This is a genomic window from Candidatus Eisenbacteria bacterium, assembly GCA_035712145.1.
Taxonomy (GTDB): Bacteria; Eisenbacteria; RBG-16-71-46; order RBG-16-71-46; family RBG-16-71-46; genus DASTBI01.
In genome coordinates this window covers 33,132-58,737 of record DASTBI010000269.1, presented here as the reverse complement: position 1 = coordinate 58,737, position 25,606 = coordinate 33,132, and the positions used below count along the sequence as shown (strand labels likewise).

The window sequence follows — 25,606 nt, the reverse complement described above, 5'->3', positions numbered from 1 at the left end:
TCGGAGCGGTATCCTCGCGCACATGGCATCCACCTCTCCACACGGCGAGCGGAGCGCACCGCAGGCCTCGCCACACGTGGGCGCGCGTTTCCCCGAGGGCTGGCGCGCGAGGATGCCCGCGGCGTGGCTCGAAGGCTGGTCGCCTCAGCGCTTCGACCTCGGCGATGGGACCACCGAGGTCGTGGTGATGGGCGAAGGGCCGACGCTGCTGCTGCTGCCTCCGCTTCCGGGATTCAAGGAGGGATTCCTCGCGCTGGCCCGCCCGCTCGCGCGCCGTTATCGGGTCGTGACCTTCGACCTGCGCGCGCGCTTCACCGGCCCGCCGTCGTGGGAGGTGCTGATGGACGACCTCGAACGGGTCGCCGACGCTTTCGCGCCGGGCGCTTCGGTCGTCTTCGGCCACTCCCTGGGTTCGGCGCTGGCCATGCGATGGGCGACACGGCGGCCGGAGCGCGTGTCGGCGCTGGTGCTCTCGAGCCCCTTCGCGCGCACCCGCGCGCCCGGCATCCATTCGTGGAAGCGCTGGGTGGAGCAGCCTTTCGTGCTCGCGACCCTGCGATGGCTTCCGGAGCCGTGGGCCCGGCGCCTGGCGATGAGTTATGCGCGCCGCCGCGCATGGGTGTTCGACGCCGCGTGCCAGGGCGCGGTCCTCGATCTGGTGGGTCACGGCATCCGGCACATGCCGATCGGGGTGGCGCGGCAGTGCGTCCGGCTGGCGTTCGCGCACGACCTGCGCGCGATGCTGCAGCGCATCACCGCTCCCACGCTGCTCGTGGTGGGCGAGCACGAGACCGCGTGGGCGCGAGCCGCCGAAGCCGAGGTGGCGTCGCTCCTGCCGCGAGCCGAGCGCGTGGTGTCACCGCAGGCCGCTCACCTCCACCCGCTTTCGGCCCCCGAGTTCCTCGCCGAGCGCGCGCTGGCCTGGCTCGCGGGGCTCGAGGCGAAGTGCTGAGCGCGGCCCATCCTTGGGTCGGGCTCGACCGCATGATAGCGTGCGCGCCGCATGTCCAGCGCGCTTCACGAGGAAGTCGGAAACCGGTTTCGCTCGCTTCGTCACCGCAACTTCCGGCTCTTCTGGAGCGGACAGCTCGTCTCCCTGATCGGCACCTGGATGCAGAGCGTCGGTCAGGGATGGCTGATGCATCGCCTCACCGATTCGCCGCTCATGCTCGGACTGCTCGGCTTCTCGCAATTCATTCCGGTCTCGGCCCTGTCGGTCTGGGCGGGCGTGGTGGTGGATCGGTTCGACAAGCGCCGGCTGATCCTGCTCACCCAGTCGCTGGCCATGCTCCAGGCGCTCGCCCTGGCGATCCTCGCCGCCACCCACCTCATCCATCCAGTGATGCTGCTCGCGCTGGCGGGAGTGTTCGGCGCCATCAGCGCCTTCGACCTTCCCGCTCGCCAGTCCTACCTGGTCGAGATGGTGGGAAAAGAGGATCTGTCGAACGCGATTGCGCTCAACTCCGCCGCCTTCAACGCGGCGCGTGTGGTCGGCCCCGCGCTCGCCGGCGTCCTGCTCGCCGCGGCGGGAGAGACCACGTGCTTCTTCGTGAACGCGCTCTCCTACGTGGTGGTGCTGGTGATGTTGCTCCGCATGGACAAGGCGCCGGGCGCGCAACCCCTGAAGGGACCCGCGCGCCCCGTGAGCGAAGGCATCCACTACGTCCTGAGTGTCGCCCCGATCCGCAACCTGTTGCTCCTGCTCGGCGTCACCTCCGGGCTCGGCTTCCAGTACATGACGCTGCTGCCGGTCTTCGCGCGGCAGATCCTGCACGCGGGACCGCGCGCGTACGGGCTCATGGTCGCCTCGTTCGGCCTCGGCTCGCTGCTCTCGGCGCTGTGGCTCACCCGACCCCAGGATCGCTGGGCGCTGCGCCGCAACCTGCTGACCGGTCTCTCCGTAGCCGGAGTCGGCATGGGCGTGTTCGCGTGGTCGCGGTGGCTGCCCCTCACGCTGCTGATGGGCTTCGCGGCCGGCTTCGGACTCATTTTGTACGTGGCCAGCACCAACATGCTGCTGCAGCTCACGACCGAGGACCGCTTTCGAGGAAGGGTGATGAGCTTCTACACCTTCATGTTCATCGGCACAGCACCCGTCGGCGCGCTCATGGCCGGGGGCATCGCCCAGAGCTTCGGAGCGCCGTGGGCGAACACGATGTGCGCCGCGGTCCTTCTCGGCGGCGCGCTCTGGGTGTCGTACCGCCTCAAGGTGCTGGCGGCGCGCGAAGCCGCCGAGCGGCTCACGGCTCCGGTGATGACCGAAAAAGTGGGATAGCGTGAGCATTCGCGTCGAGGCGCTCAGCAAGAGCTACCGCCGACTGCTCTCGGTCGAAGCCGTTCGCGCGTTGAACGGCGTGACGCTCGAGATCCGCACCGGCGAGATCTTCGGCATCATCGGCCCGAACGGCGCGGGCAAGACCACCTTCCTCGGCTGCCTGCTCGGCTTTCTCAGGCCCGACTCCGGCACCGTGACGATCGACGGCAAGGCAGCCGACGATCTCGAGGTGCGCCGAGTGACCGGTTATCTGCCGGAGCGCCTGGTGCTCGATCGCTGGATGAGCGGCCGCGCGTTCCTTTCGTACCACCATGCGCTGGCCCGACTGCCGCAGACGGCGCGCGCGCACGAGGTCGACTCGGCGCTCGAGAAGGTCGGACTGGGCGCCGAGGCGGCGAATCGCGCGATCCATCGCTATTCGCGCGGCATGCTGCAGCGGCTCGGTCTCGCCCAGGCGCTGCTCGGTGAGCCGCGCTACGTCTTCCTCGACGAGCCGGCATCGGGCGTGGATCCGGCCGGCGTGGTGCTGTTTCGGCGGCTGCTCAATGAGGTGAAGGGGCGCGGCGTCACGGTCGTGCTCAATTCGCATCAGCTCGAGCAGGTGGAGCGCGTGTGCGACCGCGTCGCCTTCGTCAGCGGAGGCCGCGTCGAGGCGATCGAGACGCTGGCCGCCGGAGCGACGCTGGCGCGCGTGCTGCGGGTGCGAACGCTGCCGGGCGCCCTCGAGCGCATGGGCGAGGCGCCGCTGCAGGCGCTGGCGCGCGGAGCGGGAGCGGAGCTCGCCGACTTCGCCGTTGCCCAGGCGCGCTTCGCGGTGGCCGACGACGAAGGTGCTTCGCGACTGCTCGCGGCGCTGGTCGGCGCGGGAGTCCCGGTGGTCGAGGCCGCGCCCGAGGAGAGCCGGCTCGAGCGCCTGTTCCTCGAATCTCCCGCAACGCAGGCGAAGCCATGAACGCCACCCTGCTCTTCGCATTCTGGCGGCAGCGTCTCGCCAGCCCGATCCGCGTCGTGATCCTCGCCCTCATGGTGCTGGTGCCGCCGGCCCTGATCTCGGCGATCCGGGGGCTCGGCTTGGCACAGCTCGGCGACGCGATCCCGCTTGCGATGGTGCTCGCCGTCGGCATGATCGGCCAGGACGTCTCGAGCGGCGTGCTCCAGCTGATCTTCGCGCGCCCGGTGCGGCGTTCGGAATACGTGCTGAGCCGCTGGCTCGCGGTCTCGCTCGGCGCGTCGCTGGCGAGCCTGCTGCAGATCGGGCTCTACGTGGCGTTGGCCGCGGCGCGCGGCGCGGCGCCCTCGGCGGACGTGGTGCTGCAGTTCGCCCTGGGACGCGAGCTGCAGATCTTCGGCGTCGCCGCGACGATGGCGCTGCTCTCGAGCTTGATCGGCGGCGTCGGCGATCTGGCGATCTACGCGCTCCTCACCATCTCCGGAGGCGTCGTGAGCATGATCGGGCAGCTGCGTCAGTCGAGCGTCATCACCTGGATCGGACACGAGATCGGCACGCTCGTCTCGCCGCGGCTCGAGATCGCCCAGCTCGTCGCCGGCTCGCCGTCGTGGTTCGCCATCGCCACGTACGCCTCGAATCTGACCCTGTGTCTGCTGCTGGCCATCCTGATCCTGAACCGGAAGGAGCTGTCCTATGCCTCCGGCTGAAGCCCGCGGAGCCACGCGCCATCTGCCGCGCTGGCTGCTGCTCGCCGCCTTGGTGCTGCTGGCCGCTCGCGTCGTGACCGGGATCCAGGAGAGCCGGCGTCCGGTGGAGGCCGTCGAGCTCGTCCAGTGGCAGACGGCCGAAAGTGGCCTGGCCCGATCGCGCAGCACCGGTCTGCCCGTGCTCTACGACTTCTCGGCCGAATGGTGCGGCCCCTGTCGCCTGATGCAGCGCGAGGTGTTCGCCGACCGGCAATCGGCGGAGACGATCAACGCGCTCTTCGTGCCGGTGCGACTGGTCGACACGCAGCGGGAAACCGGCCGCAATGCGCCGGACGTCGCCATGCTCCAGGAGCGCTATGGGGTGGAGGCGTTTCCGACGCTGGTGATCGCCTCGGCGGACAGCAGCCGGCCGACCGTCATCGTCGGCTACCCGGGCAAGGCCAAGCTGATGGAGCAGCTCACCGCGGCGGGCGTGAAGGCCCGGCTGGAGCGTGGTCCCCTGCGCTAGACCTGCGTGGTCGCTCTAGCGGTACTCGAAGAGCACGAATCCATCGAAACCCCGGCCCGGCCCGGCCAGGTAGTCGGCCCACGGGATCGTCACCACGCGGCCGGTCGTGCTCGAGGCGTGGAGCAGCGTGCGCCCCTTCCACAGCAGCGACTCGTGGACCACGTCGAGCCCGTCCGCCAGGGTTTCGCGCTTCACGAACGCCACACCCGTCGCGTCGGGCAGCCGGCCTTCGGCGTGCCAGCGCGCGAATCGCGCGCTCGAGTCTCGCGGAACGAACCGCACCGTTCGCGGCCGCGACCAGGCGATGTCGATCCAGCGTCCGCCATCGGCCCGCCGGTTGAGGACGACCTGCCGGCTCAAGCAGGAGGCGCCCGCGACCCGGCGCGTGATGTCGCGGTAATAGGGCGAAGCATCGAGGCGGTCGGTGGTGAAGTGGAAGCGGTCGGCATAGGTGATCCGTCCGCCGCGGTAGCCGGCGCGCGCCATCGCGCGATGCTCTCCGCCGGACTCGAGCGCGTGCGCGAGCGCCGCCGAGACCAGGTTGAGCACGGCGCAATCGGTGGTCTCGAACGTGAGCACCGGGTCGGCGTCGGGCGGCTGCCCCTCCCCGAGCGGTCCCAATTGGTACGGCGTGCCGACCTGCAGGAACGCGAAGGCCGCGACACGCCAATCCACGGGCCAGTCCGCGAGCGCGCGTCCGAGGCTCGCGCGCTGCGCCGAATCGAGCGCAGCCAGCCGTGGCAGCGTGGTGTCGGCGAGCGCCAGGGGATCGTGCAGCTCCAGGGCTCCGGCGAGCCGCGGCGGCAGACTGGCGGCGGCCGCCGGAAAGGGGAGAGCAAGCGAGGAGAGCAGCGCTGCCGCGATGACGACGCTCACCGCTGCGCGATGTGAATCGGCCCGTTGTCGGTCACCACGCGCACCATCGCGCCCCCCGATCCCAGCGTGGTCGTGAAGTGCCCGCGCAAGCGTCCTTCGATCGTCAGCGGATACTCGATGTCGCTCGGCCCGTTGATCGTGCCGGTCTCGAGCTTGGCCGAGTAGCTCTTCGGCAGCCAAAGGTTCACGGGGCCGTTCTGGGCCGCCGCGTCGAGCCCCGCGCCGGTCCACTTCGTTCCCGTGAGCAAGACCTGGAGAGGACCGTTCTGCACCCGGGCGTAGACCGCGCCGCTCAGGTCGCGCAGGCTCACCGGGCCGTTCACCGACTGGATGTCCATGGTGCCCGTCACCTTGCTCACGCCGATCGGGCCGTTGGTCGTCGACAGGGACAGATCGGTCGATCGCGGGACCCACGCCTTCACTTCCACGTCCCATCGTTTCGAGCTCGAGGTCGACGGTCCCCGCGGGCGGATCACGCCGTTGTCGACTTCGACCCGCACCTCCTGGGCCAGCTCGCGCGCGTCTTCCTCGGTGCGCGCGCGGGCGCGGATGCGGTAGATCACCCGGGCGGCTTTGCGATCGGAGCCGATCACGGCCATGCCGCCGTTGGCGCCGCCGCGAATGGCGACCGGCCGCTCACCCGGCGCGTAGTCGAGCTCACGGACCTCGCACACGGAGACCAGATCGTTGTCCCAGTCCTCCTCGCAGGACTGGTACCAGCCCCGGTCGTAGGTGGGATCCGCGAGCACCTTGGTGGCCCATGCATCGTCCACGGTCTCGGGCGTCCAGCGCTGCTCGCTCGCGGCCTTGGGCGCCTGCGCCGGCTTCGCACTCTTGGCCGTCGTGGGAGCCTTGGCGGCCGGAGCGGCGGCGAGCCATGATGCGTCGGTCATGATCAGGGGAGCGACCGCCAGCCAGATGGCGATGAACATGGTGGCATCCTCTTTCTTCGAGCTCTTCGGGAGCAAGGCGTGACTAGACACGCTCATCCAGTGAGTGATCGCTTGGACGGTGGCGGGCCACGGAAGGTTGGAGATCATCGATGAGCTCGCCGGTCCCGGACCAGGACCACGTGGGGCTCTGCGCCCGCTGCCGGCATTCACGGACGGTGAAGACCCGCACCAGCCTGTTCTGGATGTGTGAGCGCTCCAAGACCGATTCGCGCTTCCCGAAGTATCCCCGACTTCCCGTGCTGTCCTGCATGGGCTTCGAGGTCAAAGAGGTAGAGAAAGAGCCGAGCGCAGGCGAGGGTCCAAATCCGGGGCCTGGTGACTAGCGCCGGCCGAGCGGCAGCGGAATCCCCGCGAGCCGAAGCTCACCGCGCAGATCCGGCCCGCGACCGGCGGTGAGCAGCGACCGCAGGGTCGCGCCGTAGACCTCCTGCCTCGGCAGCTTGGGTCGCCGGGGTCCCCAGGGGAACTGTTGGTCGCGGCGCGCGTGGCGAAGCGAGCGCACGGCCCAGATCGCGGGCCACAGGCAGAACAAGCGATAGCGCAGATGGGCCGCCGGGATCCGATCGAGGTAGTCGGGAACGCCGGCGAGCGCCTGCAGCGCCTTGGCCTCGAGCCGCGCCGCCAGCGCCGACACCTCGGGTCGCTCGCGATCCACCAGATCGGCGGGGCGGACTCCATGCTCGGCGAGCCAGGATGCGGGCAGGTAGCAGCGGCCGCGGCGCACGTCGCTGGGCCAGTCGAGGAGGATGTTGGTGAGCTGGAGCGCGCGACCCACGACCGGCGCCAGCTCGAGCCGCTCGGCCTGGCGGTCGTCGTCCAAGACGCGATAGGCGATGGCGTAGAGGCGCGTCAGCATCACGCCCACGCAGCCCGCGACCACCCAGCAGTAGTCGTCGAGCTCGGGCTCATCGTCGAGGTAGGGAAGCTCGGCGCCGCGCGCGGCGGCGCGGCCGGCGTAGCGCGCCATTCCCGAGGCCAGCGTGCGCACGCCGTCGATCAGCGCGTCACGCGGCGCCTGGGGAAAGGATTCGAGCAGCCTGAGCACGCGCGGCAGATTCGCCACCAGATCGAGCTCCGATCCGCCGCCGGCCCGCGCGGCCTGATCGGACAGGGTGCGCGCGGCGGAGTGGTCACGCTCGAGCGCGCGGAGAAAGAGATCGAATCGCGGTGCTTGCGGTGCTTGATGGGACGAGGGCCAGGCATCCTCCAGCGTGTCGGCGGTGCGGCACAGCAGGTACCCGACCCGCACCCATTCGCCGAGCGGTCCGCCGAGCACGCGGATGTTGATGGCGAAGGTCCGGGACACCCGCGGAAGGGTCTGCCGCGCGTAACGCCGATCCTCTTCCAGTCGCGGGGGCGGCGGCTGGATCGCGGTGCTCATCCCGGGATCTCTTCGATCGCGGCCGTCCAGCTCACGAGCACGGCGCCGCGAAGGCTGGCGGCGGTCGGGCACTTCTCCTGATGCCGGCCGAGCGCGCGGTCCAGCTTCTCGCGCGCCGATCCAGGCACGCGGATGTGGTAGTGCACCTTCACTTCGCGCAGGACGGGAAGGCCGTCGACCAGCTCGTTGATCCCTTCCACCTCGGCCCGGAGCGCATCCGGCTCCAGGAAGACCTGGCGCACCTCCAGTGCGCCGTTCAGGGTTCCGAGCATTCAGCCGCCGGTGGCCGCCGCGATGTAATCGACCGGAAGCGGCAGCTCGCGCGCCGGCGTCAGCCCGAAGTGGTCCTTGATGGCGCCGTGAACGCCCATCTCCGCGGTCGACCCGAGCACCAGGCGAGCGCGGCGATGGAGCGAGCCCAGGCGCTCGACGGTGGCGCGGGCGACGTAGAGCGGATCGGACATGGGAACCCTCGCGAGATCATGATGGGCGAGCCCCCTGGGAGCACGCCCCGGCTTGAAAACCGCGCGCATTATGCTAGCTTGCTCGGCCGTTCCCACACTGGTTTTTGCCGCTCCAGCGGCGTCGCGCCTCGCGACGTCCTCGAGCACCACGCCCAAAGCGCGGGAGCCCCGTGTCGGTCAGCGCCAAGTTCCGCTTCGCCTCTCAGCTCGGCCTGGCGACCGTCGTGCTGATGTACGCCCTCATCGTCCTGGGCTCCATCGTCCGCACCACGGGATCGGGTCTCGCGTGTCCCGACTGGCCGCTGTGCCAGGGACGGCTGTTCCCGCCGCTCGAGATGAACGCGATGATCGAGTGGTTCCACCGTCTGGCGGCGCTGCTGGTGAGCCTGCTGCTCGCGGCCACGACCGCCTGGATCGCCTTCCACCGTGAGCTGCGCGCGCGGCTCGGCGCCCTGGCTGGAACCGCGATGCTGCTCCTCTGTGCCCAGATCCTGCTCGGCGCGCTCACGGTGTGGAAGCTGCTCGATCCGGCGATCGTGGGCGGGCATCTGGCGGTGGCGCTGCTCCTCTTCTCCTCGGTGGTGATGCTGACGCTGGTGGCCGGCCGGGAGGCGAGCGAGGCCACGATGCCCGAGCCGCGCCCGGTCGGTCTCTTTCCGGCCCTGGGGCTCGCGAGCCTCCTGATCTACGGACAGGCGGTGATCGGCGGAATGGTCAGCGCCAGCGGGGCCAGTCTCGCGTGCCCCGACTGGCCCACGTGCGCGGGGGAGTGGCTGCCGCCCATGCACGGCCTGGTCGGTATCCACATGGCGCATCGTCTCGGCGCGTATATGCTGACCGCCTATCTGGTGGTGGTGGCGTGGATGGCGCGCCGCTCCGGCGATCCGCTGGTGGCCAGCGTCGGCCCGGTGCTGCTGGGGCTCACGCTCGGGCAGGTGGTGCTCGGCGTCCTCAATATCTGGGTCGGCATCCAGGTCTGGCTCTCCGCGCTCCATCTCGCCAACGCCACGGGCATGCTCGCGGTTGCGATCGCCACCACGTTCCGGGTCGCCTCGATGCCGCGCCGCGTCGCGCTCCCCATGCTGCCCGCCTCATGAGCCTGGTCACGCCCTATCCGCCGGTCACGCTCGCCCGCGCGGCGCGCGCCTGCTTCGAGCTCACCAAGCCGCGCATCGTCTCGCTCGTGCTGTTCACCGCGCTTCCGGCGCTGTTCCTGGCCGGTGGCCGGGTGCCGTCGCCACGGATCTTCTGGGGCGCGCTGATCGGGATCGGGCTCTCGGCGGCGTCGGCCGCGGCCTTCAACCACTATTTCGACCGCGACATCGACGGGCTCATGGTGCGCACCCGCACCCGGCCGCTGCCTTCCGGCGTGCTGCCGCCCGCAGTGGCGGCGGCGCTGGGGCTGACGCTGGCCTGGTTCTCCTGGGTGGTGCTGTGCGTGGCCTGCAATCCCTTCTCCGCGTGGATCGCGATGCTCAGCATCTTCTACTACGCCGTGATCTACACGGTGTGGCTCAAGCGGCGCACCCCTCAGAACATCGTGATCGGCGGCGTCCCCGGCGCCTCCGCGCCGCTGATCGCCTGGGTCGCCGTCACCGGACGGATGGAGCTGCCCGCGGTGCTGCTGTTCGCGATCATCTTCCTGTGGACGCCGCCGCACTTCTGGGCGCTGTCGCTCTTCCGCCGCGACGATTATCTGCGCGCTGGTCTTCCGATGCTGCCGGTGACCCACGGCGAGCCCGCGACGCGCCGGCAGATCCTGATCTACTCCATCGTGCTTGCCTTGGCCTCGCTGGCGATCGGGCCTCTGGCCGGCCTCGGTCCCGCGACGTGGGGGACCGCCGCGCTGCTCGGCGCCTGGTTCGTGCTCGGGGCGTGGCAGCTCGATCGCTCGCCGAGCATCGCGCGCGCGATGTCGCTCTTCCGCTTCTCGATTCTCTATCTGTTCGTGCTCTTCCTGGTCATGACCGCGGACGCCTGGTGGCGCGTGCGCGGAGCATGAGGGTCCGCGCCTTGTTGGGCTCATGCGGATCGTGTATATAGGCCGTTTCGTGAGACTGGAGATCGTTGCCTTGCGCAAGGTCTACGCCGGTTTGCTCGCAGTCGCCGCTCTGGCGCTCGCGTGGGGCTGCGCCGCGCCACCGATTGGCATGGCGCGCGGCAAGGAGCTCTTCGAGAGCTGCCAGCCTTGCCATGGGCAGCGTGGAGGGGGAGATCTGGCGCTCCGGACCCCGGCGATCGCCGGCCTTCCGGCCTGGTACCTCACGGCCGAGCTCGCCAAGTTCAAGGGCAACATCCGCGGCGCTCATCCCGACGACAACGAGGGTCATCGAATGCGTCCCATGGCGCGCGCGCTCTATCGACAGGGCGACATCGAGTCGGTGGCCGAGTACGTCTCCAAGCTTCCGCCGGTCGCGGTGAAGCCGGCGCTGACCGGCGGGGACGTCACGGCGGGACAGACGCAGTACATGGCGATCTGCGTGGCGTGCCATGGTCCCGATGGCAAGGGCAACCAGGCCATGAACGCGCCGCCGCTCGTGAACCAGTCCGACTGGTACATGGTGTCGCAGCTCAAGAAGTTCAAGACCGGCATGCGCGGCGCTCACCCCGAGGACATCTCGGGATCGCAGATGCGGGCCATGTCGTCCACGCTCACCGACACCACGGCCATGCACAACGTCGTGGCCTTCATCAAGACTCTGACGCCCTAGGGAGAGCGAATGTCCCACGACGACGACGAGCGACCTGGGGAAGAGTTCGGCAACTGGGTGGCCAAGCGCACGTTCATCTGGACCGTGATCCTGGCGGTGCTCACCATCGGCAGCGTGTTCGCGTTCATCCTCAGGTACTGACCCATGCTGCTCAAGATCGTCCCGCCCCTCGCCTCCAACTTCGCCGCCCAGAACGACCAGCTGTTCATCCTCATCACCATTCTCGTGGGCGTGTGGTTCATCGCCGCCGAGGCGATGTTCTTCTGGCTCATCTTCCGCTTTCGCGCGCGGCCCAACGTGGCCACGCAGTACATCACGGGCAAGGAGAAGCACCTGCACCGGTGGGTGAGCTGGCCCCACTTCCTCATCCTGGTCTGCGATGTGGTGATCATCATCGCGGCGGTCCAGCTGTGGGTGCGGGTGAAGCAGACGCTGCCGGCCGCCGACCGCACCGTGCGGGTGGTCGCGCAGCAATGGGCGTGGACCTTCACCGATCCGGGCGCCGACGGGGTGCTCGACACCCCCGACGACGTACGCACGACCGACGAGCTGCACCTGCTGCTCAACAAGCGATATCACTTCCTGCTCGAGTCGAAGGACGTGCTGCACAGCTTCTTCGTGCCGTCTTTTCGTCTCAAGCAGGACGCCATCCCCGGGCGCATCTACACGGGCTGGTTCGAGACCACCAGGGCGGGCACCTACGACATCCTGTGCGCGGAGATCTGCGGCATCGGCCACGGCGTGATGGGGGCCAAGCTGGTGGTCGAGGGCGAGGCGGAACACGCCACGTGGCTTCAGCGGCACGCCCATGACGCGGCCCTTGCCGCATTGAACACCGTGAACACCGCACCCGCGGACACCGCGTCGACGCCCGCTGCTCCGGCCACCGCCGGGGCGCACTGACGGAGGCTCCATGGCCCACGCGCATACCGAGGCCCATCCGGTAGGAGCCCACGCCGGGCACCACGAGGAGTCCTTCGTCAAGAAGTACCTCCTCTCCACCGACCACAAGATCATCGCCTTCCAGTACATGTTCACGGGAATGGCGCTGGCGCTGGTCGCCGCGTTCATGGCCTACGTATTCCGCATGCAGCTCGCGTTCCCTGGATCCTCGGTGCCGGGATTCGGGATGGTGTCGCCGCACCAGTACAACGCGCTGATCACGAACCACGGCACCCTCATGGTCTTCTGGGTGGCCATGCCGGTGCTGGTGGCCGCGTTCGGGAACTACCTCATTCCGCTCATGATCGGCGCGGACGACATGGTCTTCCCGCGCATCAACCGTCTCAGCTTCCAGGTCTTCTTCCTCAGCGCGGTGGTGCTGGTGGCTTCCCTGTTCGTTCAGAACGGAGGCTTCGGAGGCGCCTGGACCGCCTATCCGCCGCTGTCGGCCAGCGGGAAGTACAACCAGACTCCGATCGGCGCGACGATGTGGGTGATCGCGGTCGGGCTCGAGTTCGTCGCGTTCCTGCTCGGCGGCATCAACTTCATCGTGACCGCGATGAATTCGCGGACGAAGGGGATGCGCGCCTTCGACGTGCCGATCGTGGTGTGGTGCATCGTGATCGCCAGCATCCTGTTCATGGCCAGCGTCGGCCCGCTGATCGCCGGCGCAGTCATGCTGATCTTCGATCAGACCCTGGGCACCAGCTTCTTCAACCCTTCGCGGGGCGGGGACCCGATCCTCTGGCAGCACCTGTTCTGGTTCTTCGGCCATCCCGAGGTGTACGTCGTGCTGCTGCCGGCGGTCGGAATCGTGGCCGAGGTGATGTGCGTCTTCGCGCGCAAGAAGCTGTTCGCCTACAAGACGGTGATCTACACCATCATCGCCACCGGCGTGCTCAGCTTCTTCGTGTGGGCGCACCACCAGTTCGTGGCCGGAATCGACCCGCGCATGGCCAACGTGTTCACCGTCACGACGGTGCTCATCTCGATCCCGATCGCCGAGATGTGCTTCGCCTACATCGCCACGCTCTACGGCGGCTCGATCACGCTGTCGACGCCGATGCTGTGGGCGCTCGCGTTCCTGGCCGAGTTCCTGATCGGCGGCGTCACCGGCATCTACCTGGGCGCGAGCGGTCTCGACATCTTCTTCCACGACACCTATTTCGTGGTCGCCCACTTCCACTACACGTTCTTCCCGATCGCAGTGATCGCGGTGATGGCCGGCGTGACCTTCTGGTTCCCCAAGATGTTCGGACGCCATCTCAACGAGTTCTGGGGCAAGGTGCACTTCTGGGGAACGGTCATCCCCTTCAACGGCATCTTCATTCCGCTGTTCGTGCTCGGCGCGGCCGGCGAGCACCGCCGCATCTTCGACTACACGAACTTTCCCGAGCTGGCGACGCCCGAGCTTCAGTTCTTGCGTATCTTCGCCACGGTGTCGCTGCTCGTCATGCTGGCCTTCCAGCCGGTCTTCCTGATCAACTTCATCGGCAGCGCGATCCGCGGCCGCAAGGCCGAGAAGAACCCGTTCCACTCGACCACGCTCGAGTGGACCACGGAGTCGCCGCCGCCGCACGGCAATTGGACCGAGTACCCGACCGTCTATCGCGGACCCTACGAATACGGAGTGCCGGGACGCGACAAGGACTACTGGCCTCAGAACGAAAAGGACTAGGGAGGCACCGTTGAGCGTCAAGACCATCGCCACCCAGCGGAGCGCCATGGGGATTCCCACCGGCCGTCTGGCCATCTGGTGGGTGCTGGTCTCGGAAGTGGTGATCTTCGGCGGGATCCTCGTGTCGTACGTCATGCACCGGCTCGGTCATCCGGAGTGGGCCGACGAGGCGTCGCACACGAACACATGGCTCGGAGCGTTCAACACGCTGGTGCTGCTGACCTCGAGCCTCTCCGCGGTGCTCGGCCACAAGGCCGCCGAGCAAGGGAACGGCAAGAAAGCCGCCAACATGCTCTACCTCACCTCGCTGGGCGGCCTCACGTTCCTGGTGGTGAAGTCGTTCGAGTGGACGGCCGAGATTCGTGCGGGCTTCACCCTGCAGGCGGGCGGCTTCTGGTCCTACTACTACACGGCGGCCGGCCTGCACGCGTTCCACGTGCTGTGCGGCGTGATCATCATGCTGTTCGTGGCCCACACCGCGAAGAAGAACCAGGAGCTTCACCGCGTCGAGAACATCGGGATCTACTGGCATTTCGTCGACATCGTCTGGATCTTCCTCTTCCCGCTGCTGTACATCGCCAAGTAGGAGCGTCGCATGTCCGCCCACGCCGAGGCGCACGGAGCCCATCACCGTAACTACGTCAAGATCTGGGCGATTCTCAGCGGCCTTCTGGTCGTCAGCGTGATTGGCCCGATGTTCGGCATCCGCGTGGTCACGATCGTCACCGCCTTCGGGATCGCGCTGGTGAAGGCCTACCTGGTGGCGAAGAACTTCATGCACCTCGACATCGAGAAGCCGATCGTCAAATGGCTCCTGAGCCTGGCGCTGATCATCATGGTCCTGCTCTACACCATGGTGGCGCCCGACGTGGAGAAGAGCTCCGGCCAGCACTGGGTCAAGGACAAGGGCTTCCACCACGTCCGAGACGGCGCGGGCAAGAGTCACGGACACGAGCCGAAGAAGGAGAACCAGCACGGGTCGGACCACCGCTGAGCTGCATCTCGTCGGCGGCCCTGTCCGTCGACGCTTCGGAAGCAACGCCCTGCTCGGAACGGCGCTCTTCGTCTTCACCGAGATCATGTTCTTCGCCGGCTTCGTGTCGGCGTTCGTGATCGTGGAGAGCAGCTCGGCTCCCGGCGCATGGCCGCCTCCCGGGCAGCCTCGCCTTCCGGTCGCCCAGACCGCCATCAATACGGTGGCCCTGCTCGTGAGCGGCGCCGCCTTGTTCATGGCGGGACGGCGCTTCCACGTCGCCCGGCCGGGATCGGCCGAGCGCTGGATGGCGGCTTCCGTGATCCTCGGCTCGTTCTTCGTGCTCGCACAGGGTGTGGAGTGGGTGCGACTGTTGAAGCAAGGGCTGACGCTGACGTCCAGCCAGCTCGGATCGTTCTTCTATGTCATCGTCGGAACCCATGCGCTCCACGCCATCGCGGCGATCCTGTTCATGGTGCTCGCGTGGCAGGCGATGAGGTCCGGGAGCCTGACCCGGCCGCGGCTCTCGGCGGTCCAGCTCTTCTGGTACTTCGTGGTTCTGGTCTGGCCGGTGCTCTACTGGCAGGTGTACCTGTGATCCGCACCATTCGGTGGCTCCCCTGGATGGGATTCGCGCTGGCGGTGCTCGAGCCGGCGCTGGCGTTCGCCTGCCCGGTCTGCGGTGGCGGCGATTCGCCCCGCACGCAGGCGGCCTTCTTCAACACCACGGTGCTGCTCTCGCTGCTCCCCCTGGGACTGATTGGCGGGGGCATGTGGTGGCTCAAGCGCGAGGCCCAGGACTCGCTCGCGGGGGAGTTCGAGGAGCGGGACGCGCTCCCGCCGAAGCCGGCGGAACGTGGCCGGGAATAGCGTCCGCCTGAAAAGGGGATGGCCCCGGAGATCGGTGTGACCTCCGGGGCCATTTGGTAGCGGGGGCTGGATTTGAACCAGCGACCTTCGGGTTATGAGCCCGACGAGCTACCAGACTGCTCCACCCCGCAACAACGGCAGGGACCTTAACGAGGCCGCCTGGGGGTGTCAAGCGCACCCGTCGAGCGATCCGGCGTTGCGTCGTGATGGGTCGGCGATTATTCTCCGCGGCTCGTGTCGGGCGTGTGCAACGACCTGTGAATGAACGGGTTCGTGAGGAGGTTGGTTTGAAGTCGTTCAGGCATCTCGCCGCTCTGGCGCTGGGATCCGTGATCGCCCTGATGGCCGTCGCTCCGGCAGGCGCCGCCCCCGAGGTCCACCGTCTGAGCCTGGTCCTCTCCGCCAATCCCACCCAGATCGTGGCCGGCGATCTCAACGACTTCATCGACGACTACAACCACGACGTGCTCGCCCCCAAGGGGCTCGAGCCTCTCGGGAACATCGGGTTCGCCTGGTACAACCAGGCGGAGCTGCGCTACTTCGTGCGGCAGAACTGGGCGCTGAGCGGAGGGTTCGGACAGATCCGCCAGGAGACCCGCAACGAGTACCTGCCCCGCATCGCGCAGGTGATCACGCTGCGCTCCACGATCGTGTCGGTGCCAGTCCACGTCGGGGTCACCTACTACCTGGCTCCGTACACGCAGGGGGATTTCCAGGCGCGCGCGTACGTCGGCGGCGGCTTCATGAGCCTCACCAACAACAAGATCGTGCTCGAGCAGCTCGAGTTCCACACCGACAGCGCCACCACGCTGGGCGGCAGCCGCCGGTCGAAGCTTCGCCGCGACGGACCCGGCTACTTCTTCGAGTTCGGCGGCCATATGTTCTTCGCCTCGCGCTACTCCGTGATGATCGGCGCGATGTACCGGAGCGCGAAGGTGCGAGGCATGCACGAGACCCAGGAGGTGGTGGTGCCCAACGGGTCGGAGACCGTCACCCAGATCCAGGTCGACGAGCCTTCGCTCAGCCTCGACACCGGCGGGCTCGGCTTACGCATGGGCGTGGGGATAGGCTTCTAGCCGGGCCCCGTTCCGTGCCCGCGCCTGCGCGCCTCAGTCGCGCAGGGTGTCGCGGGCGGGAATCCTGTAGAGGATCTCGCCCTTGCCGACGAATCCGTTCCGCTCCCGCAGCACCTTCTCGCCGATCTCGCGCCTGGCTCCGGCGTCGTGGAGCTGGTGCTCGAGGCGATCGAGCTCGGCGCGCGTCGCGGAAAGCTCCCGCTGGATGCGCTCGCTCTCCTGTCCCAGCCGCCAGATGCGGAACCAGCTGTGCTCGCCGAGCACGCCCGCGTAGATCGCCCATAACCCGAGCAGCGGCCACATCCAGGCGATGCGGCGCGGCCGGCCCGAGGGACTTTCATAACGGGAAAGGCGATAGCGCTGAATGCGGGCGCCGATGTCTCGCACGTCCTTGTCCTTTCCGGCCGCCATCCCTGCGGCCCGCGGTCGTTCTTCGACCTTCAGTCGAGGGTGCGGAAGGCTGCGCGTCCGGGGTAACGCGCCGCCTCGCCCAGCTCCTCTTCGATGCGCAGGAGCTGATTGTACTTCGCGACCCGGTCGGTGCGGCACAGCGATCCGGTCTTGATCTGTCCGGCGCGCGTGGCCACGGCGAGATCCGCGATCGTCACGTCCTCGGTCTCTCCCGAGCGGTGCGAGATCACGGCGGTGTAACCCGCGCCCTGCGCCATCGCGACCGCATCGAGCGTCTCGCTCAGCGTTCCGATCTGGTTGAGCTTGACGAGTATGGAATTGCCAATCCCCTCGCGAATCCCGCGGCCGAGCCGCTCGACATTGGTGACGAACAGGTCGTCGCCCACGAGCTGGATGCGGCGGCCCAGCTTGTCGGTGAGCACCTTCCAGCCCGCCCAGTCATCCTCGGCGAGCCCGTCTTCGATGCTCACGATCGGATAGCGGCCGCAGAGGTCGGCGTAGTAGCCGACCAGGCCGGCGGCGTCGAGCCGCCGTCCTTTCTCGCCCTGCAGCACGTACACGCCGTCCCGAAAGAGCTCGCTCGCCGCCACGTCGAGCGCCAGCGCCACCTGTCGGCCGGGCTCGTAGCCGGCCTTCTGGATCGCCTCGACCAGCACCTGCAGCGCCGCCTCGTTCGAATCGAGGTCCGGGGCGAAGCCTCCTTCGTCCCCGACCGCGGTCGATCGCCCGGACTTCTTGAGCACGCCCTTCAGGCTGTGGAAGACCTCGGCGCCCCAGCGCAGCGCCTCGCGAAACGAGGACGCGCCGAGTGGAACGATCATGAACTCCTGGAGGTCGACGTTGTTGTCGGCGTGCGCTCCGCCGTTCAGGACGTTCATGAGCGGCACCGGGAGCAGGCGAGCCTGCACGCCGCCCAGGTGGCGATACAGCGACGCGCCGCTTTCCGCGGCGGCCGCCTTGGCGACCGCGAGCGAAGCGCCGAGGAGAGCGTTGGCGCCTAGCTTTCCCTTGTTGGGCGTGCCGTCGAGCTCGAGCAGGAGCTGGTCGAGGCCGGCCTGATCGCCCGGGTCGCGGCCGAGCACGGCGGGGGCGATGTGCTCACAGACGTTGTGCACCGCGGTCTCGACACCCTTCCCGAGGTACCGTGCGCCGCCGTCCCTGAGCTCCAGGGCCTCGTGCTCGCCCGTGGACGCGCCGGAGGGCACCGCGGCACGGCCCGAAGCGCCGCTGTCGAGGTGGCATTCCACTTCGAGGGTGGGGTTGCCCCGGGAATCGAGGATCTCGCGCGCTCGGAGGCCGGCGATCAACGTCATGGCTCGCGCAGGCTAAGGTCCGTCTCCCGCCAAGTCAAGCCTCGGGAACGGTCTATCCCCAAGCGCCGCCGTGTCTTGACCGCTTCTTCCCTGGTTCGTACTGTGGCCCGTCATGAAACATTCCGCCGCAGCCGCTCGTAGGCGGGTTTGTAAGGCGACCGTGTGAGCCAACCCGAGGCGGGACTCATCCGTAGGTGCCTCGCGGGGGACGAGAAGGCCTACCGGGAGCTGGTCGAGATGTACCAGCCCCGCATCTACTCGCTCTCCCTCCGCATGGTTCGGCGGTCCGAAGATGCTCAAGACGTCACGCAGGAGACTTTCGTTCGCATGTTCCGAGCCCTCGATCGTTACGACCCCCAGCGCCCGTTCGCGGCCTGGCTGTTCAGCATCGCTTCGCGGCTGAGCATCGATCACATCCGCCGGCGGAAGCATCAGCCCATCCCGCTGACGCAGCGCGATCGCGACGATGAGGAGTACACGATCGATGTCGAGGATCCGGGTCTCAAGCCCGACGAAGTGGCGTCCCGCAGCGAAGAGGAGGATCGGACCAGGACGCTCATCGACTCGCTGCCGCCCCATTACCGAATCGTCGTCCTGCTCCGACATCAGCAGGACTTGTCCTATGAAGAGATCGCCCAGTCGTTGCACCTGCCGCTCGGAACCGTGAAGGCGCGGATCCACCGGGCGCGAGCGTTGCTCAAGGAAAGAATCGAGAAGAACCCGTGATCAACCGTTGCCGAGAATCCCGCCACGTTCAGGACTACCTCGATGCCGAGCTCGCAGAAGCACGCGCGCTCGCCTTCGAAGAGCACCTGCAGACGTGCGCGGGTTGCGCGGGCGAAGTGGCCGCCTACCGCGCGATGTTCGCCTCGCTCGAAGTCTCTCTCGAGGACTTCGCGATCGTGGATCCCGGGCCGTCCCTCACCGAGCGCATTCTCGACCGGGTCGTCCCTTCGCGGCTTCGCCGCCGCTGGGTGCAGGCGATCGGCTGGGTCTATGGGGTGTCGTCGGCCGTGGCCACGTTCGCGGTGGTCTCGTGGCTCACGCGACCGACCACGCCGGTCTGGCTGGCGCAGAGCTACAGCGAGCTCTCGTTGCGGGTGATGCAGTCGGTGCTCTTCGCTTTCCAGGTCGTGACGCGCTCGGGATTCGAGCTCCTGCAGGGATGGGATTTCGTGGGAAGGCTCGTCGCCATCGTCTCGCCGATCGCCCGCGCGCTCACGCGGCCGCTCGCCGATCCGACCCTGGGTGCGATCACCGCGGCCGCGATGGTGGCCTGCGTGCTGCTGCTATGGTGGATGCGTCCGCGGGCCGGTGAGGCCAGGGAGGGGGTCCGGAATGTCAGCCTTCTGGGATTCTAAGGTGGGAGGTCGAGCGATGTGGGGTCTCGGACTTCTCCTGTGGATGCTGCTGGGCGCGTACGCGGCCACGCCGGCCTGGAGCGCCGATCGGGTTCGCATCGGCCCGGACGGCGTCGTGGTGGAGACCGGCGACAGCGACAGCGATAACGACCCGGACAGCGTCAACATCCACATCGACCGGCGTGCGTACGGCCACGGCGGGTGGATCGAGGTGGACGACCACGGCGACGCGCTGGTCCGCATCTTCGGCGACATTCATGTCCCGCGCGGCAAGCGCGTGTCGGACGACGTCGTGGCGGTGTTCGGATCGGTGACGGTCGAGGGTGAGGTGGATGGGGACGTGGTCGCCGTGCTCGGCTCGGTTCACGTGCGCGACGGCGCCGAGGTCCAGGGTGAAGTCGTGAGCGTCGGTGGCGTGGTGGATCAGGCCGACGGCGCCGTCATCCAGGGCCAGACCGTCTCGGTAGGCTTCCTGCCGCACTCGTGGGGGGTGCCCGCCCTGCCGTTCACGCTCGGCGCCATCGCCGCGTTCTGGGTGGCGGCGGTGTTCGCCGGATGGATCTTCGCGCTCGCTTTCCCGGCCCGGCTGGTGCGGATCGCGAGCACCGCGTCGCGGCGCACTGGCGCATCGTTCCTGCTCGGGATCGCCTCCGTTCCCGGATTCGTGGCGCTCGTGATGCTGATGTTCGTGACCGTGGTCGGCATTCCGCTCGCGTTCCTGCTTCCATTCGCCTACATCATCCTCACCTATGCCGGCTTCCTGGTCGGAGCGTACGTTCTCGGGTCCAAGCTGATCGGCCGGACGCTCGGCGATCGCGGGCTCGTGTGGCCGATCGTGGCCGGGTCGCTGCTCGTGACCGTCTTCTTTCTCGCCGGAGCTCTGTTGTTCGTGAGCCCGGGGATGACGCGACCGATCGCGCTGTTCTCGGTGCTGCTGGGGTGTCTGCTGGCCGTGGGCCTGACGGCCATCGGCACCGGCGCCTTCCTGCTCTCGAAGTTGGGAACGCTGCCGAAGGATCCCGCCGCGAATCCGGAGACGTCGCCACCGGTCTCCGCGGCGATGCCCGCTTCGCCCCCCATCTCCTGACCCCAAGGGCCCGCGGCGGCTCGGGCCCTGGGGCAGTTCCCCCCGCGGCAGGGCGCGGTTCCCCAAACCGCGAGCTCATGCCCGCCGACGCCCCCTGAGGCCCACTCTTCAAAGCGCCCTTGACCGTTGGAACTCTTAGCAGTTAGCTGAGGGCACGCGCAGGCTATGGCGTGCCCAGAGCCGACTCCTCCATGGCACGCTTGTCGCCCACCAAAGACGGGAATGAAGATGGTCTCGCTGCTTCGGCGCAGCCTGATTGGGCTATGCGGCGTCGTGCTGGGCCTCGCGTGCATGGTGAGCGTGACCCGCTCCGACGAGGTCTCCGCACGAGTGAGCGCGCTCGGCCTCGTGGTTCATGGCGCGGACGAAACCCTCGCGAGCTTCTGCCACGAGGAAGAGGGTGCGTTATGGCTCACGCTCCCCGGCGGAGCGCGCTTCGAGCTCGTGACGTCCACCGCCGAGCTGCCCAATCCGGGCGACGGCGTCTTCCATGCATTCGACGAGACGGTGGTGCGCCGGGCGGTCGCCGCGGTGCGCTTTCCGATGGATCGCGTCGCCGCCGAGATCTTCATCCTCCCGTATCCGCGTCGTGAGAGTCTCCGCTCCGCGGCGGGTCCCGAGCTGATCCTGCTGTCGCCCGGAGTCGCGCCTCTCAGCGCCGAGCAGCAACACGCCACCGTCGTCCACGAGCTCGGCCATGTCATCCAGTACCGGTTCATGCCGGACGGCGATCTCGATCTGTGGAGCCGCTATCGCGCGCTCCGCGGCATCACGGACGCGCTTCGGTTCTGCGCCGAGGCGCCTCATGCCGATCGCCCACACGAGATCTTCGCCGAGGACTTTCGGGTGCTGTTCGGGGACGCGCTGGCCAACTATTCGGGAACGATCGAGAACCCGTCGCTGGTCGCGCCGCAACGGGTGCCGGGCCTCGACGCGTTCATCGCCAGCCTTCAAGGAACGAACGTCGCGGGTGGATCGCTCAGAGGGTTCCCCAACCCGACTCGAGGCGCTCTGAGCTTCCGCCGCGGCGGCGACCAGGCCTCTCCGATCGACCTCTTCGACGTGAGCGGGCGGCGGGTCGCCAGCGTCACCCCCACGCCGCTGGCCAGCGGCTGGCAGTGGCGTTGGGACGGACGCGACGAGCAGGGAGCCGCGCCGGCGTCGGGGATGTACTTCGCGCGTGAGCGCGGCGCCGCATCGTCCTTCCGTTTCGTGATCTCGGAATAGCCGATCAGGGCGTCGCGGGGAACAGATCCCTCAGCCCGAATTCGTCCGAGACCGAGCGCGTGCGCTGATCGCCGAAGCCCGCGAAATTCCGCACCGCGTCGAACAGCGAGCGCGGCAGCTCGGTGATCACGCCGAGTCCGGCGCCACGCTGCGTCTTGACCTCGCCCGAGAGCCAGCCTTCCACTTCCGCCACGTCCTCGACGCTCAGCGGCTTGAGCACCGCGTGAACCACCACGTAGTAGCGCGCCGACGGCACGAGGGCGCCGACGCGGCCCACCGGCACCGCCCAGGGCCGAGAGACCGTGCTGGCTGCGGAATCGAGCGTGTTCACACGAAACGTCTGCCCGCGCGGACCTTCGATGCGGAACTGCTCGTTCCACGCTTCGTACTGGATCCGCATCTGCGCTTGATAGCCGCTCTCGAGACGGTCGAACCAGCCGTTTCGCCGGCGCCATAGCTCCGTTCGGAGCTCCAGAGTCGCCGGCATGCCGCGCTGCAGGCTCTCACCGATTCGCTCGCTGAAGGGCTCGCTCACCGTCGCGGCGACATAGATGTAGCCGCCGCGCTCCCGCGCCGTCGACAGGCGGACCTCCAGCGCCAGCGCATGCGTGGCCCACAGCCACGCGCACGCCGCGGAAGCCAAGGTGATCCGGTGCACCCGAAGCAGGCGCCGTGAGCAGGGGAGCGCGGGGAGCACGAGGTCCTAGAACGGGCGCTGCAGTCTCGCGCTGATGACGAAATCGGAGCTGGGATCCTGCAGGTTCTTCGCGAAGTAGATGCGCAGGGTCTCCTCACTGGTCGACAGCCCGAAGCCGGCGTCGGTCTCGAAGGGTTGGTTGGCGACGTCCCAGTGCCCGGGATGGCTCCACGCTCGCCCGGTGTCGAGAAAGACGAGGGCGTGGAGGCCCATCTCGAAGCCGCCGCTCTGGAAGCGCCCGATCCCCATGCTGTACTCGAGTTGTCCGAGCGCCACCTGATCTCCACGGAAGTACGCAAAGGTGTGGGCTCTTAATCCATCCACCCCGCCCACGGTGAACCCCCGCTGGGGCGGCAGGCGCCCCTGGATGCCGGAGCCCGCCACGCCACGGACCGTGAGCGTCGCCGACGGCGACAGGCGGATGACGCTGCGCAGATCGGCGAGCAGCCGGCGATAGTCGAAGTCGCCGCCCAGCCCGACGCCGGCCGCCTCGAATTCCACCCAGTGGTGGAATCCCTCGACCCCGGGGTGCATGCGGTCGATCCGCACCGTCGCGACGTGCGCCTCGCCTTCCTCGATCGGAGGGTTCTCGCGCAGCTCGCGGTTCTTGTGGAACCAGGACGTGGTGCCGTAGAAGGTCTCGAGCGACCGGTACCGGTCGTTGCGTCCATGGATCGAGAGCGTGGTGATTCCGGGCCAGCGCAGCGCCAGGTAGCCGCCGAATCCTTCGCGATCGAAGTAATCGCGATAGTCCTGACGACCGAGCAGCAGCGCGAGGCTGTTCTCCAGGTCACTCACCTGCTGCAGCTCGATGTGATCGGTCTCGCGATCGACCGAGAAGCCGATCGCGACGTGATTGCCGGGCTCGACCGGCTGCTCGACGTGTGCGCCGTAGAGCCACAGATGCCGGGCGGTGGTGTATTCGATCCGGCCTCCGAAGCGTGGGGCCATGCCGCGGTGCCGGTGCTCGTACGTGAGCCCGGTCCTCACCTCGTCGACGCGGTTGTAGTCGAAGGCGATCCCGATGCCTCCGCGCCGAGGGTGGCGCAGCGGCATGTACTCTCGATTGCCCGACAGCGGGACCCTGAACGGCGCCTGGAGCCACGGGGACTCGGCGACGGGATCGCGGTGGGTGACGACGTGGTCGTAGAGCCGCGGCTCCGAATCCTCGTCCTCGCTGTGAACGGGGTAGGGCTCGAACTCGAGCGTATCGGGGCGTGGCTCGGAGTCCTCGTCACCGGCGAATTGCCGCGTGTCCATCGGGGCCGCCGCGGCCCGGTCCGGGGTCAGGACGATCGGCGCGGCCGACGCGAATCCCAGCACCAGGACGATGGACGCCGAGAAGGCCTGCCGTACGCTTCGCATCGTTCCTCCAGGGCCTCGGATGATGCGGAGTCCCATCTGGTTCCGCAAGCGCCGTACCAGATCGATACAGCCAGGTTTCACGCTTCGGGGGCGGTTGGGTTCTCTTCGTGTCCCTGGTGACTCCTGTGGCTTTCGCGCGTCGCGGTGTGGCGGCGGCACTCAGCGAGGGTGGGGGCGAAGCTCGAAGAGATAGCGCGACGTCTGAGCGCTGCGGGTCTCCGCGCCGGACTTCGGGCTGGTGAGCACCAGCGCGTATCGGCCCGGCTCGAGCGGCGCGTCTCCACCCTCGATCACGAGCATGCGCTTGGGCAGGAACTCCCATTGGCGGTGGAGCACGGTGAGCATCGTGTCGCGATCGCCGCGCACGAGCGAGACCTGGACCCACGACGTGTCCGGAAGGTCGAGAGGCCGCACCGCGAGCGCCAGGCTCGGCACCGGACCCATCACCGGGATGACCGTCACCTTGCCCCCGCGAGGTCCGCGTGCCGGTCCCGACAGCGAGCGAGGCCTCGGGGCCAGACGCACCGAAGGCCCGCCCGCCGCGTGGTGCGTCGCGGCCGGCGGCGCCGACAGGCTGAACGGGATCGGACCCGGCATGCCTTCGATCACCGGGCGTCGCACCAGCACCACGATCGCGATCGCCGCCGCGGCCGTCGCCAATGACGCCCAGGCGACCAGCGCGCGATCCCGCAGGCGCCGGCCACGGAAGCCCGCATCGTCCCGCACGACGCGAATGGCGTGACGTGGAGCCGCGGGCGGCGCAGGCTGCGAGACGGCGGCCTGATCGAGCGTCGTCGTCTCGAGGTCGGGGATCACCTCCAGAGCAGGCGCGTGACCGAGCAGCTCGAGATCCTGGCGGCACTCCGCACAGCGCTCGAGATGGCGGCGAGCCAGCGCGCGCTCGAGCCCGCGCAGCGTCGTGCGCGCTTGCGACCACTGCGCCAGGACGGAAGCCGGCAGGTGCCGGCCGCCATCGGAGGCGGCGCTCCGTTCCATCGGCTCGAGCTTCGCGCACGCTTCGCACGCTCGAAGGTGATCCGTGAGGCGAGCCTCATCCTCCTCGCTCAGGAGTCCCGCCCGCCAGCGGACCAGGTGGGCGCGCGCCCAGTCATGCGGAACGGAGGCGAGTGGCTCATTCATCGCGCAGGCACTCCATCAGGGGACCGAACTCGTCGCGAGCCGCCTGGCGCAGCATCTCGAGACAACGCGACCACTGCTTGCGAACGGCGTCGTGGCTCCTCCCGCTCCGTGAAGCCACCGCCTTCCAGTCCTGCTCGGCGAAGTACGCGGTCGCCAGCTCCTGGCAACGAGCCTCGCGCACCGTGAAGAATTCCAGCACGACGAACTGCAGCCGCTCCACCGGATCTCCCAGCCGCGAATGCGACGGCGCCGAATCCGCGGCCCGATCGAGCTCCGAGGAGTCGACGGTCAGGATGGCGCTCCAGCGGGTGTTGCGCCGCAGGCAGTCGATCGCCGCCCGCCGGGCGATCTCGGTCATCAACGCCTCGACGTTCAGCACCGGCTCGCGCCGCACGGCGCGCAGCAGCCGCACCAGCGACTCCTGCACCAGGTCGTCCAGATGGGGACGGGCGCTGGCCGGCAGCTCGTAGTCGAGCCGGCGGCGCAGAAAGGCCGCGGCCTCGCTCCAGCGGATCTCGGTTTCGCTCGCGGCAAAGGCGGCTGGTGGTTCGCCCTCGTTCATGTGGGGTGCACGCAATCACAGGGATCGATCCCGGGCAACGGAAACTCCTGACGCCGCTCGCCCGAACGCCGCCGGGAAAG

Annotated in this window: 32 protein-coding genes and 1 tRNA gene; 21 read left to right on the top strand and 12 right to left on the bottom strand. The window is 68.4% G+C overall.

All coding sequences use genetic code 11. The features are described 5' to 3' along the window. Positions 1-112 precede the first annotated feature (112 nt). The 5 genes from VFQ05_18955 to VFQ05_18935 are packed head-to-tail and all read left to right on the top strand — an operon-like array spanning position 113 to position 4,439. Entirely contained in the window at positions 113-952 is an 840-nt protein-coding gene (locus VFQ05_18955) for an alpha/beta hydrolase (protein ID HET9328850.1), read from the top strand. A gap of 51 nt (positions 953-1,003) precedes the next feature. Then, positions 1,004-2,275, top strand: a complete 1,272-nt coding sequence (locus tag VFQ05_18950; GenBank protein ID HET9328849.1) for an MFS transporter — start codon at positions 1,004-1,006, stop codon at positions 2,273-2,275. 1 nt (position 2,276) lies between these two features. After that, entirely contained in the window at positions 2,277-3,227 is a 951-nt protein-coding gene (locus VFQ05_18945; GenBank protein ID HET9328848.1) for an ABC transporter ATP-binding protein, read from the top strand. After that, complete coding sequence (locus VFQ05_18940; protein ID HET9328847.1) at positions 3,224-3,931, top strand: hypothetical protein; 708 nt, start codon at positions 3,224-3,226, stop codon at positions 3,929-3,931. Before VFQ05_18945 ends, VFQ05_18940 begins: the two co-directional genes overlap by 4 nt. Then, positions 3,918-4,439: a thioredoxin family protein gene (locus VFQ05_18935; GenBank protein ID HET9328846.1), complete on the top strand. Its 522-nt coding sequence runs from the start codon at positions 3,918-3,920 to the stop codon at positions 4,437-4,439. Before VFQ05_18940 ends, VFQ05_18935 begins: the two co-directional genes overlap by 14 nt. A gap of 15 nt (positions 4,440-4,454) precedes the next feature. On the opposite strand, the gene VFQ05_18930 is transcribed toward VFQ05_18935, so the two are convergent. Then, a complete protein-coding gene (locus VFQ05_18930; protein HET9328845.1) occupies positions 4,455-5,315 on the bottom strand; it encodes an N-acetylmuramoyl-L-alanine amidase-like domain-containing protein in 861 nt (286 codons plus the stop codon). Further along, positions 5,312-6,247, bottom strand: a complete 936-nt coding sequence (locus VFQ05_18925) for a DUF4097 family beta strand repeat-containing protein (protein HET9328844.1) — start codon at positions 6,245-6,247, stop codon at positions 5,312-5,314. Before VFQ05_18925 ends, VFQ05_18930 begins: the two co-directional genes overlap by 4 nt. Positions 6,248-6,357: 110 nt before the next feature. Between VFQ05_18925 and VFQ05_18920 the strand changes: the two genes are divergently transcribed. Continuing rightward, entirely contained in the window at positions 6,358-6,591 is a 234-nt protein-coding gene (locus VFQ05_18920; protein HET9328843.1) for a hypothetical protein, read from the top strand. Here VFQ05_18920 and VFQ05_18915 read toward each other — a convergent pair. From VFQ05_18915 to VFQ05_18905, 3 genes are read right to left on the bottom strand one after another with little or no spacing between them, the layout of a single operon-like run. Further along, positions 6,588-7,649: a squalene/phytoene synthase family protein gene (locus VFQ05_18915; GenBank protein HET9328842.1), complete on the bottom strand. Its 1,062-nt coding sequence runs from the start codon at positions 7,647-7,649 to the stop codon at positions 6,588-6,590. The genes VFQ05_18920 and VFQ05_18915 overlap by 4 nt on opposite strands. Then, positions 7,646-7,921, bottom strand: coding sequence for a hypothetical protein (locus VFQ05_18910; protein ID HET9328841.1), 276 nt, complete (start codon positions 7,919-7,921; stop codon positions 7,646-7,648). The genes VFQ05_18915 and VFQ05_18910 overlap by 4 nt, the downstream gene beginning before the upstream one ends. Further along, entirely contained in the window at positions 7,922-8,113 is a 192-nt protein-coding gene (locus VFQ05_18905) for a hypothetical protein (GenBank protein HET9328840.1), read from the bottom strand. It lies immediately after the preceding gene. A 170-nt stretch (positions 8,114-8,283) separates the two neighbouring features. On the opposite strand from VFQ05_18905, the gene VFQ05_18900 reads away from it, so the two are divergent. From VFQ05_18900 to VFQ05_18855, 10 genes are read left to right on the top strand one after another with little or no spacing between them, the layout of a single operon-like run. Next, positions 8,284-9,210, top strand: a complete 927-nt coding sequence (locus VFQ05_18900; protein ID HET9328839.1) for a COX15/CtaA family protein — start codon at positions 8,284-8,286, stop codon at positions 9,208-9,210. Continuing rightward, on the top strand, positions 9,207-10,115 hold the full coding sequence (locus VFQ05_18895) for a heme o synthase (GenBank protein ID HET9328838.1): 909 nt from the start codon (positions 9,207-9,209) through the stop codon (positions 10,113-10,115). The genes VFQ05_18900 and VFQ05_18895 overlap by 4 nt, the downstream gene beginning before the upstream one ends. 49 nt (positions 10,116-10,164) lie before the next feature. After that, positions 10,165-10,824 (top strand): c-type cytochrome, encoded by a 660-nt coding sequence (locus tag VFQ05_18890; GenBank protein ID HET9328837.1) that lies wholly within the window; start codon positions 10,165-10,167, stop codon positions 10,822-10,824. Positions 10,825-10,833: 9 nt separating this feature from the next. Next, on the top strand, positions 10,834-10,965 hold the full coding sequence (locus VFQ05_18885) for a hypothetical protein (GenBank protein ID HET9328836.1): 132 nt from the start codon (positions 10,834-10,836) through the stop codon (positions 10,963-10,965). 3 nt (positions 10,966-10,968) lie between these two features. Further along, positions 10,969-11,727 carry a cytochrome C oxidase subunit II gene (locus VFQ05_18880; protein HET9328835.1) on the top strand — a complete coding sequence of 253 codons (759 nt, stop codon included), beginning with the start codon at positions 10,969-10,971 and terminating at the stop codon, positions 11,725-11,727. A gap of 10 nt (positions 11,728-11,737) precedes the next feature. Continuing rightward, positions 11,738-13,444 (top strand): cbb3-type cytochrome c oxidase subunit I, encoded by a 1,707-nt coding sequence (locus tag VFQ05_18875; protein HET9328834.1) that lies wholly within the window; start codon positions 11,738-11,740, stop codon positions 13,442-13,444. 10 nt (positions 13,445-13,454) lie between these two features. After that, positions 13,455-14,030: a cytochrome c oxidase subunit 3 gene (locus VFQ05_18870; protein HET9328833.1), complete on the top strand. Its 576-nt coding sequence runs from the start codon at positions 13,455-13,457 to the stop codon at positions 14,028-14,030. 9 nt (positions 14,031-14,039) lie between these two features. Beyond that, complete coding sequence (locus VFQ05_18865) at positions 14,040-14,438, top strand: cytochrome C oxidase subunit IV family protein (GenBank protein ID HET9328832.1); 399 nt, start codon at positions 14,040-14,042, stop codon at positions 14,436-14,438. 1 nt (position 14,439) lies between these two features. Next, positions 14,440-15,015: a cytochrome c oxidase subunit 3 gene (locus VFQ05_18860; GenBank protein ID HET9328831.1), complete on the top strand. Its 576-nt coding sequence runs from the start codon at positions 14,440-14,442 to the stop codon at positions 15,013-15,015. Next, positions 15,012-15,287, top strand: a complete 276-nt coding sequence (locus VFQ05_18855; protein HET9328830.1) for a hypothetical protein — start codon at positions 15,012-15,014, stop codon at positions 15,285-15,287. Before VFQ05_18860 ends, VFQ05_18855 begins: the two co-directional genes overlap by 4 nt. A 54-nt stretch (positions 15,288-15,341) precedes the next feature. Here VFQ05_18855 and VFQ05_18850 read toward each other — a convergent pair. Continuing rightward, positions 15,342-15,418, bottom strand: a tRNA-Met gene (locus VFQ05_18850). A gap of 156 nt (positions 15,419-15,574) precedes the next feature. On the opposite strand from VFQ05_18850, the gene VFQ05_18845 reads away from it, so the two are divergent. Continuing rightward, complete coding sequence (locus VFQ05_18845) at positions 15,575-16,363, top strand: hypothetical protein (GenBank protein ID HET9328829.1); 789 nt, start codon at positions 15,575-15,577, stop codon at positions 16,361-16,363. A gap of 33 nt (positions 16,364-16,396) precedes the next feature. On the opposite strand, the gene VFQ05_18840 is transcribed toward VFQ05_18845, so the two are convergent. After that, the gene (locus VFQ05_18840) at positions 16,397-16,774 is read right to left on the bottom strand and encodes a septum formation initiator family protein (GenBank protein HET9328828.1); all 378 of its coding nucleotides are present in this window, start codon (positions 16,772-16,774) and stop codon (positions 16,397-16,399) included. A gap of 29 nt (positions 16,775-16,803) precedes the next feature. Continuing rightward, positions 16,804-18,087, bottom strand: coding sequence for a phosphopyruvate hydratase (gene eno, locus VFQ05_18835; GenBank protein ID HET9328827.1), 1,284 nt, complete (start codon positions 18,085-18,087; stop codon positions 16,804-16,806). 162 nt (positions 18,088-18,249) lie between these two features. Here eno and VFQ05_18830 point away from each other — a divergent pair, with 162 nt between their 5' ends. The 4 genes from VFQ05_18830 (at position 18,250) to VFQ05_18815 (ending at position 21,762) form a co-directional block, all read left to right on the top strand. After that, positions 18,250-18,813 carry a sigma-70 family RNA polymerase sigma factor gene (locus tag VFQ05_18830; GenBank protein HET9328826.1) on the top strand — a complete coding sequence of 188 codons (564 nt, stop codon included), beginning with the start codon at positions 18,250-18,252 and terminating at the stop codon, positions 18,811-18,813. Further along, entirely contained in the window at positions 18,810-19,448 is a 639-nt protein-coding gene (locus VFQ05_18825; protein ID HET9328825.1) for a zf-HC2 domain-containing protein, read from the top strand. The genes VFQ05_18830 and VFQ05_18825 overlap by 4 nt, the downstream gene beginning before the upstream one ends. Before the next feature lie 16 nt (positions 19,449-19,464). Continuing rightward, positions 19,465-20,535 carry a hypothetical protein gene (locus tag VFQ05_18820; protein ID HET9328824.1) on the top strand — a complete coding sequence of 357 codons (1,071 nt, stop codon included), beginning with the start codon at positions 19,465-19,467 and terminating at the stop codon, positions 20,533-20,535. Positions 20,536-20,757: 222 nt separating this feature from the next. Then, complete coding sequence (locus tag VFQ05_18815) at positions 20,758-21,762, top strand: hypothetical protein (protein ID HET9328823.1); 1,005 nt, start codon at positions 20,758-20,760, stop codon at positions 21,760-21,762. Between the two features lie 4 nt (positions 21,763-21,766). On the opposite strand, the gene VFQ05_18810 is transcribed toward VFQ05_18815, so the two are convergent. The 4 genes from VFQ05_18810 to VFQ05_18795 form a co-directional block, all read right to left on the bottom strand. Then, complete coding sequence (locus VFQ05_18810) at positions 21,767-22,459, bottom strand: DUF4390 domain-containing protein (protein HET9328822.1); 693 nt, start codon at positions 22,457-22,459, stop codon at positions 21,767-21,769. Positions 22,460-22,465: 6 nt separating this feature from the next. Beyond that, complete coding sequence (locus VFQ05_18805) at positions 22,466-23,824, bottom strand: hypothetical protein (protein HET9328821.1); 1,359 nt, start codon at positions 23,822-23,824, stop codon at positions 22,466-22,468. Positions 23,825-23,983: 159 nt separating this feature from the next. Next, positions 23,984-24,964, bottom strand: coding sequence for a zf-HC2 domain-containing protein (locus tag VFQ05_18800; GenBank protein ID HET9328820.1), 981 nt, complete (start codon positions 24,962-24,964; stop codon positions 23,984-23,986). After that, complete coding sequence (locus tag VFQ05_18795) at positions 24,957-25,526, bottom strand: sigma-70 family RNA polymerase sigma factor (GenBank protein HET9328819.1); 570 nt, start codon at positions 25,524-25,526, stop codon at positions 24,957-24,959. Before VFQ05_18795 ends, VFQ05_18800 begins: the two co-directional genes overlap by 8 nt. Positions 25,527-25,606: the final 80 nt, after the last annotated feature.

Bases quoted from the DNA above. Each gene is read 5' to 3' on its own strand.
- VFQ05_18955 (HET9328850.1), top strand. From the start codon at position 113: ATGCCCGCGGCGTGGCTCGAAGGCTGGTCGCCTCAGCGCTTCGACCTC.
- VFQ05_18950 (HET9328849.1), top strand. From the start codon at position 1,004: ATGTCCAGCGCGCTTCACGAGGAAGTCGGAAACCGGTTTCGCTCGCTT.
- VFQ05_18940 (HET9328847.1), top strand. From the start codon at position 3,224: ATGAACGCCACCCTGCTCTTCGCATTCTGGCGGCAGCGTCTCGCCAGC.
- VFQ05_18935 (HET9328846.1), top strand. From the start codon at position 3,918: ATGCCTCCGGCTGAAGCCCGCGGAGCCACGCGCCATCTGCCGCGCTGG.
- VFQ05_18925 (HET9328844.1), bottom strand. From the start codon at position 6,247: ATGTTCATCGCCATCTGGCTGGCGGTCGCTCCCCTGATCATGACCGAC.
- VFQ05_18920 (HET9328843.1), top strand. From the start codon at position 6,358: ATGAGCTCGCCGGTCCCGGACCAGGACCACGTGGGGCTCTGCGCCCGC.
- VFQ05_18915 (HET9328842.1), bottom strand. From the start codon at position 7,649: ATGAGCACCGCGATCCAGCCGCCGCCCCCGCGACTGGAAGAGGATCGG.
- VFQ05_18910 (HET9328841.1), bottom strand. From the start codon at position 7,921: ATGCTCGGAACCCTGAACGGCGCACTGGAGGTGCGCCAGGTCTTCCTG.
- VFQ05_18905 (HET9328840.1), bottom strand. From the start codon at position 8,113: ATGTCCGATCCGCTCTACGTCGCCCGCGCCACCGTCGAGCGCCTGGGC.
- VFQ05_18895 (HET9328838.1), top strand. From the start codon at position 9,207: ATGAGCCTGGTCACGCCCTATCCGCCGGTCACGCTCGCCCGCGCGGCG.
- VFQ05_18885 (HET9328836.1), top strand. From the start codon at position 10,834: ATGTCCCACGACGACGACGAGCGACCTGGGGAAGAGTTCGGCAACTGG.
- VFQ05_18880 (HET9328835.1), top strand. From the start codon at position 10,969: ATGCTGCTCAAGATCGTCCCGCCCCTCGCCTCCAACTTCGCCGCCCAG.
- VFQ05_18875 (HET9328834.1), top strand. From the start codon at position 11,738: ATGGCCCACGCGCATACCGAGGCCCATCCGGTAGGAGCCCACGCCGGG.
- VFQ05_18865 (HET9328832.1), top strand. From the start codon at position 14,040: ATGTCCGCCCACGCCGAGGCGCACGGAGCCCATCACCGTAACTACGTC.
- VFQ05_18840 (HET9328828.1), bottom strand. From the start codon at position 16,774: ATGGCGGCCGGAAAGGACAAGGACGTGCGAGACATCGGCGCCCGCATT.
- eno (HET9328827.1), bottom strand. From the start codon at position 18,087: ATGACGTTGATCGCCGGCCTCCGAGCGCGCGAGATCCTCGATTCCCGG.
- VFQ05_18820 (HET9328824.1), top strand. From the start codon at position 19,465: ATGTGGGGTCTCGGACTTCTCCTGTGGATGCTGCTGGGCGCGTACGCG.
- VFQ05_18815 (HET9328823.1), top strand. From the start codon at position 20,758: ATGAAGATGGTCTCGCTGCTTCGGCGCAGCCTGATTGGGCTATGCGGC.
- VFQ05_18805 (HET9328821.1), bottom strand. From the start codon at position 23,824: ATGCGAAGCGTACGGCAGGCCTTCTCGGCGTCCATCGTCCTGGTGCTG.
- VFQ05_18800 (HET9328820.1), bottom strand. From the start codon at position 24,964: ATGAATGAGCCACTCGCCTCCGTTCCGCATGACTGGGCGCGCGCCCAC.
- VFQ05_18795 (HET9328819.1), bottom strand. From the start codon at position 25,526: ATGAACGAGGGCGAACCACCAGCCGCCTTTGCCGCGAGCGAAACCGAG.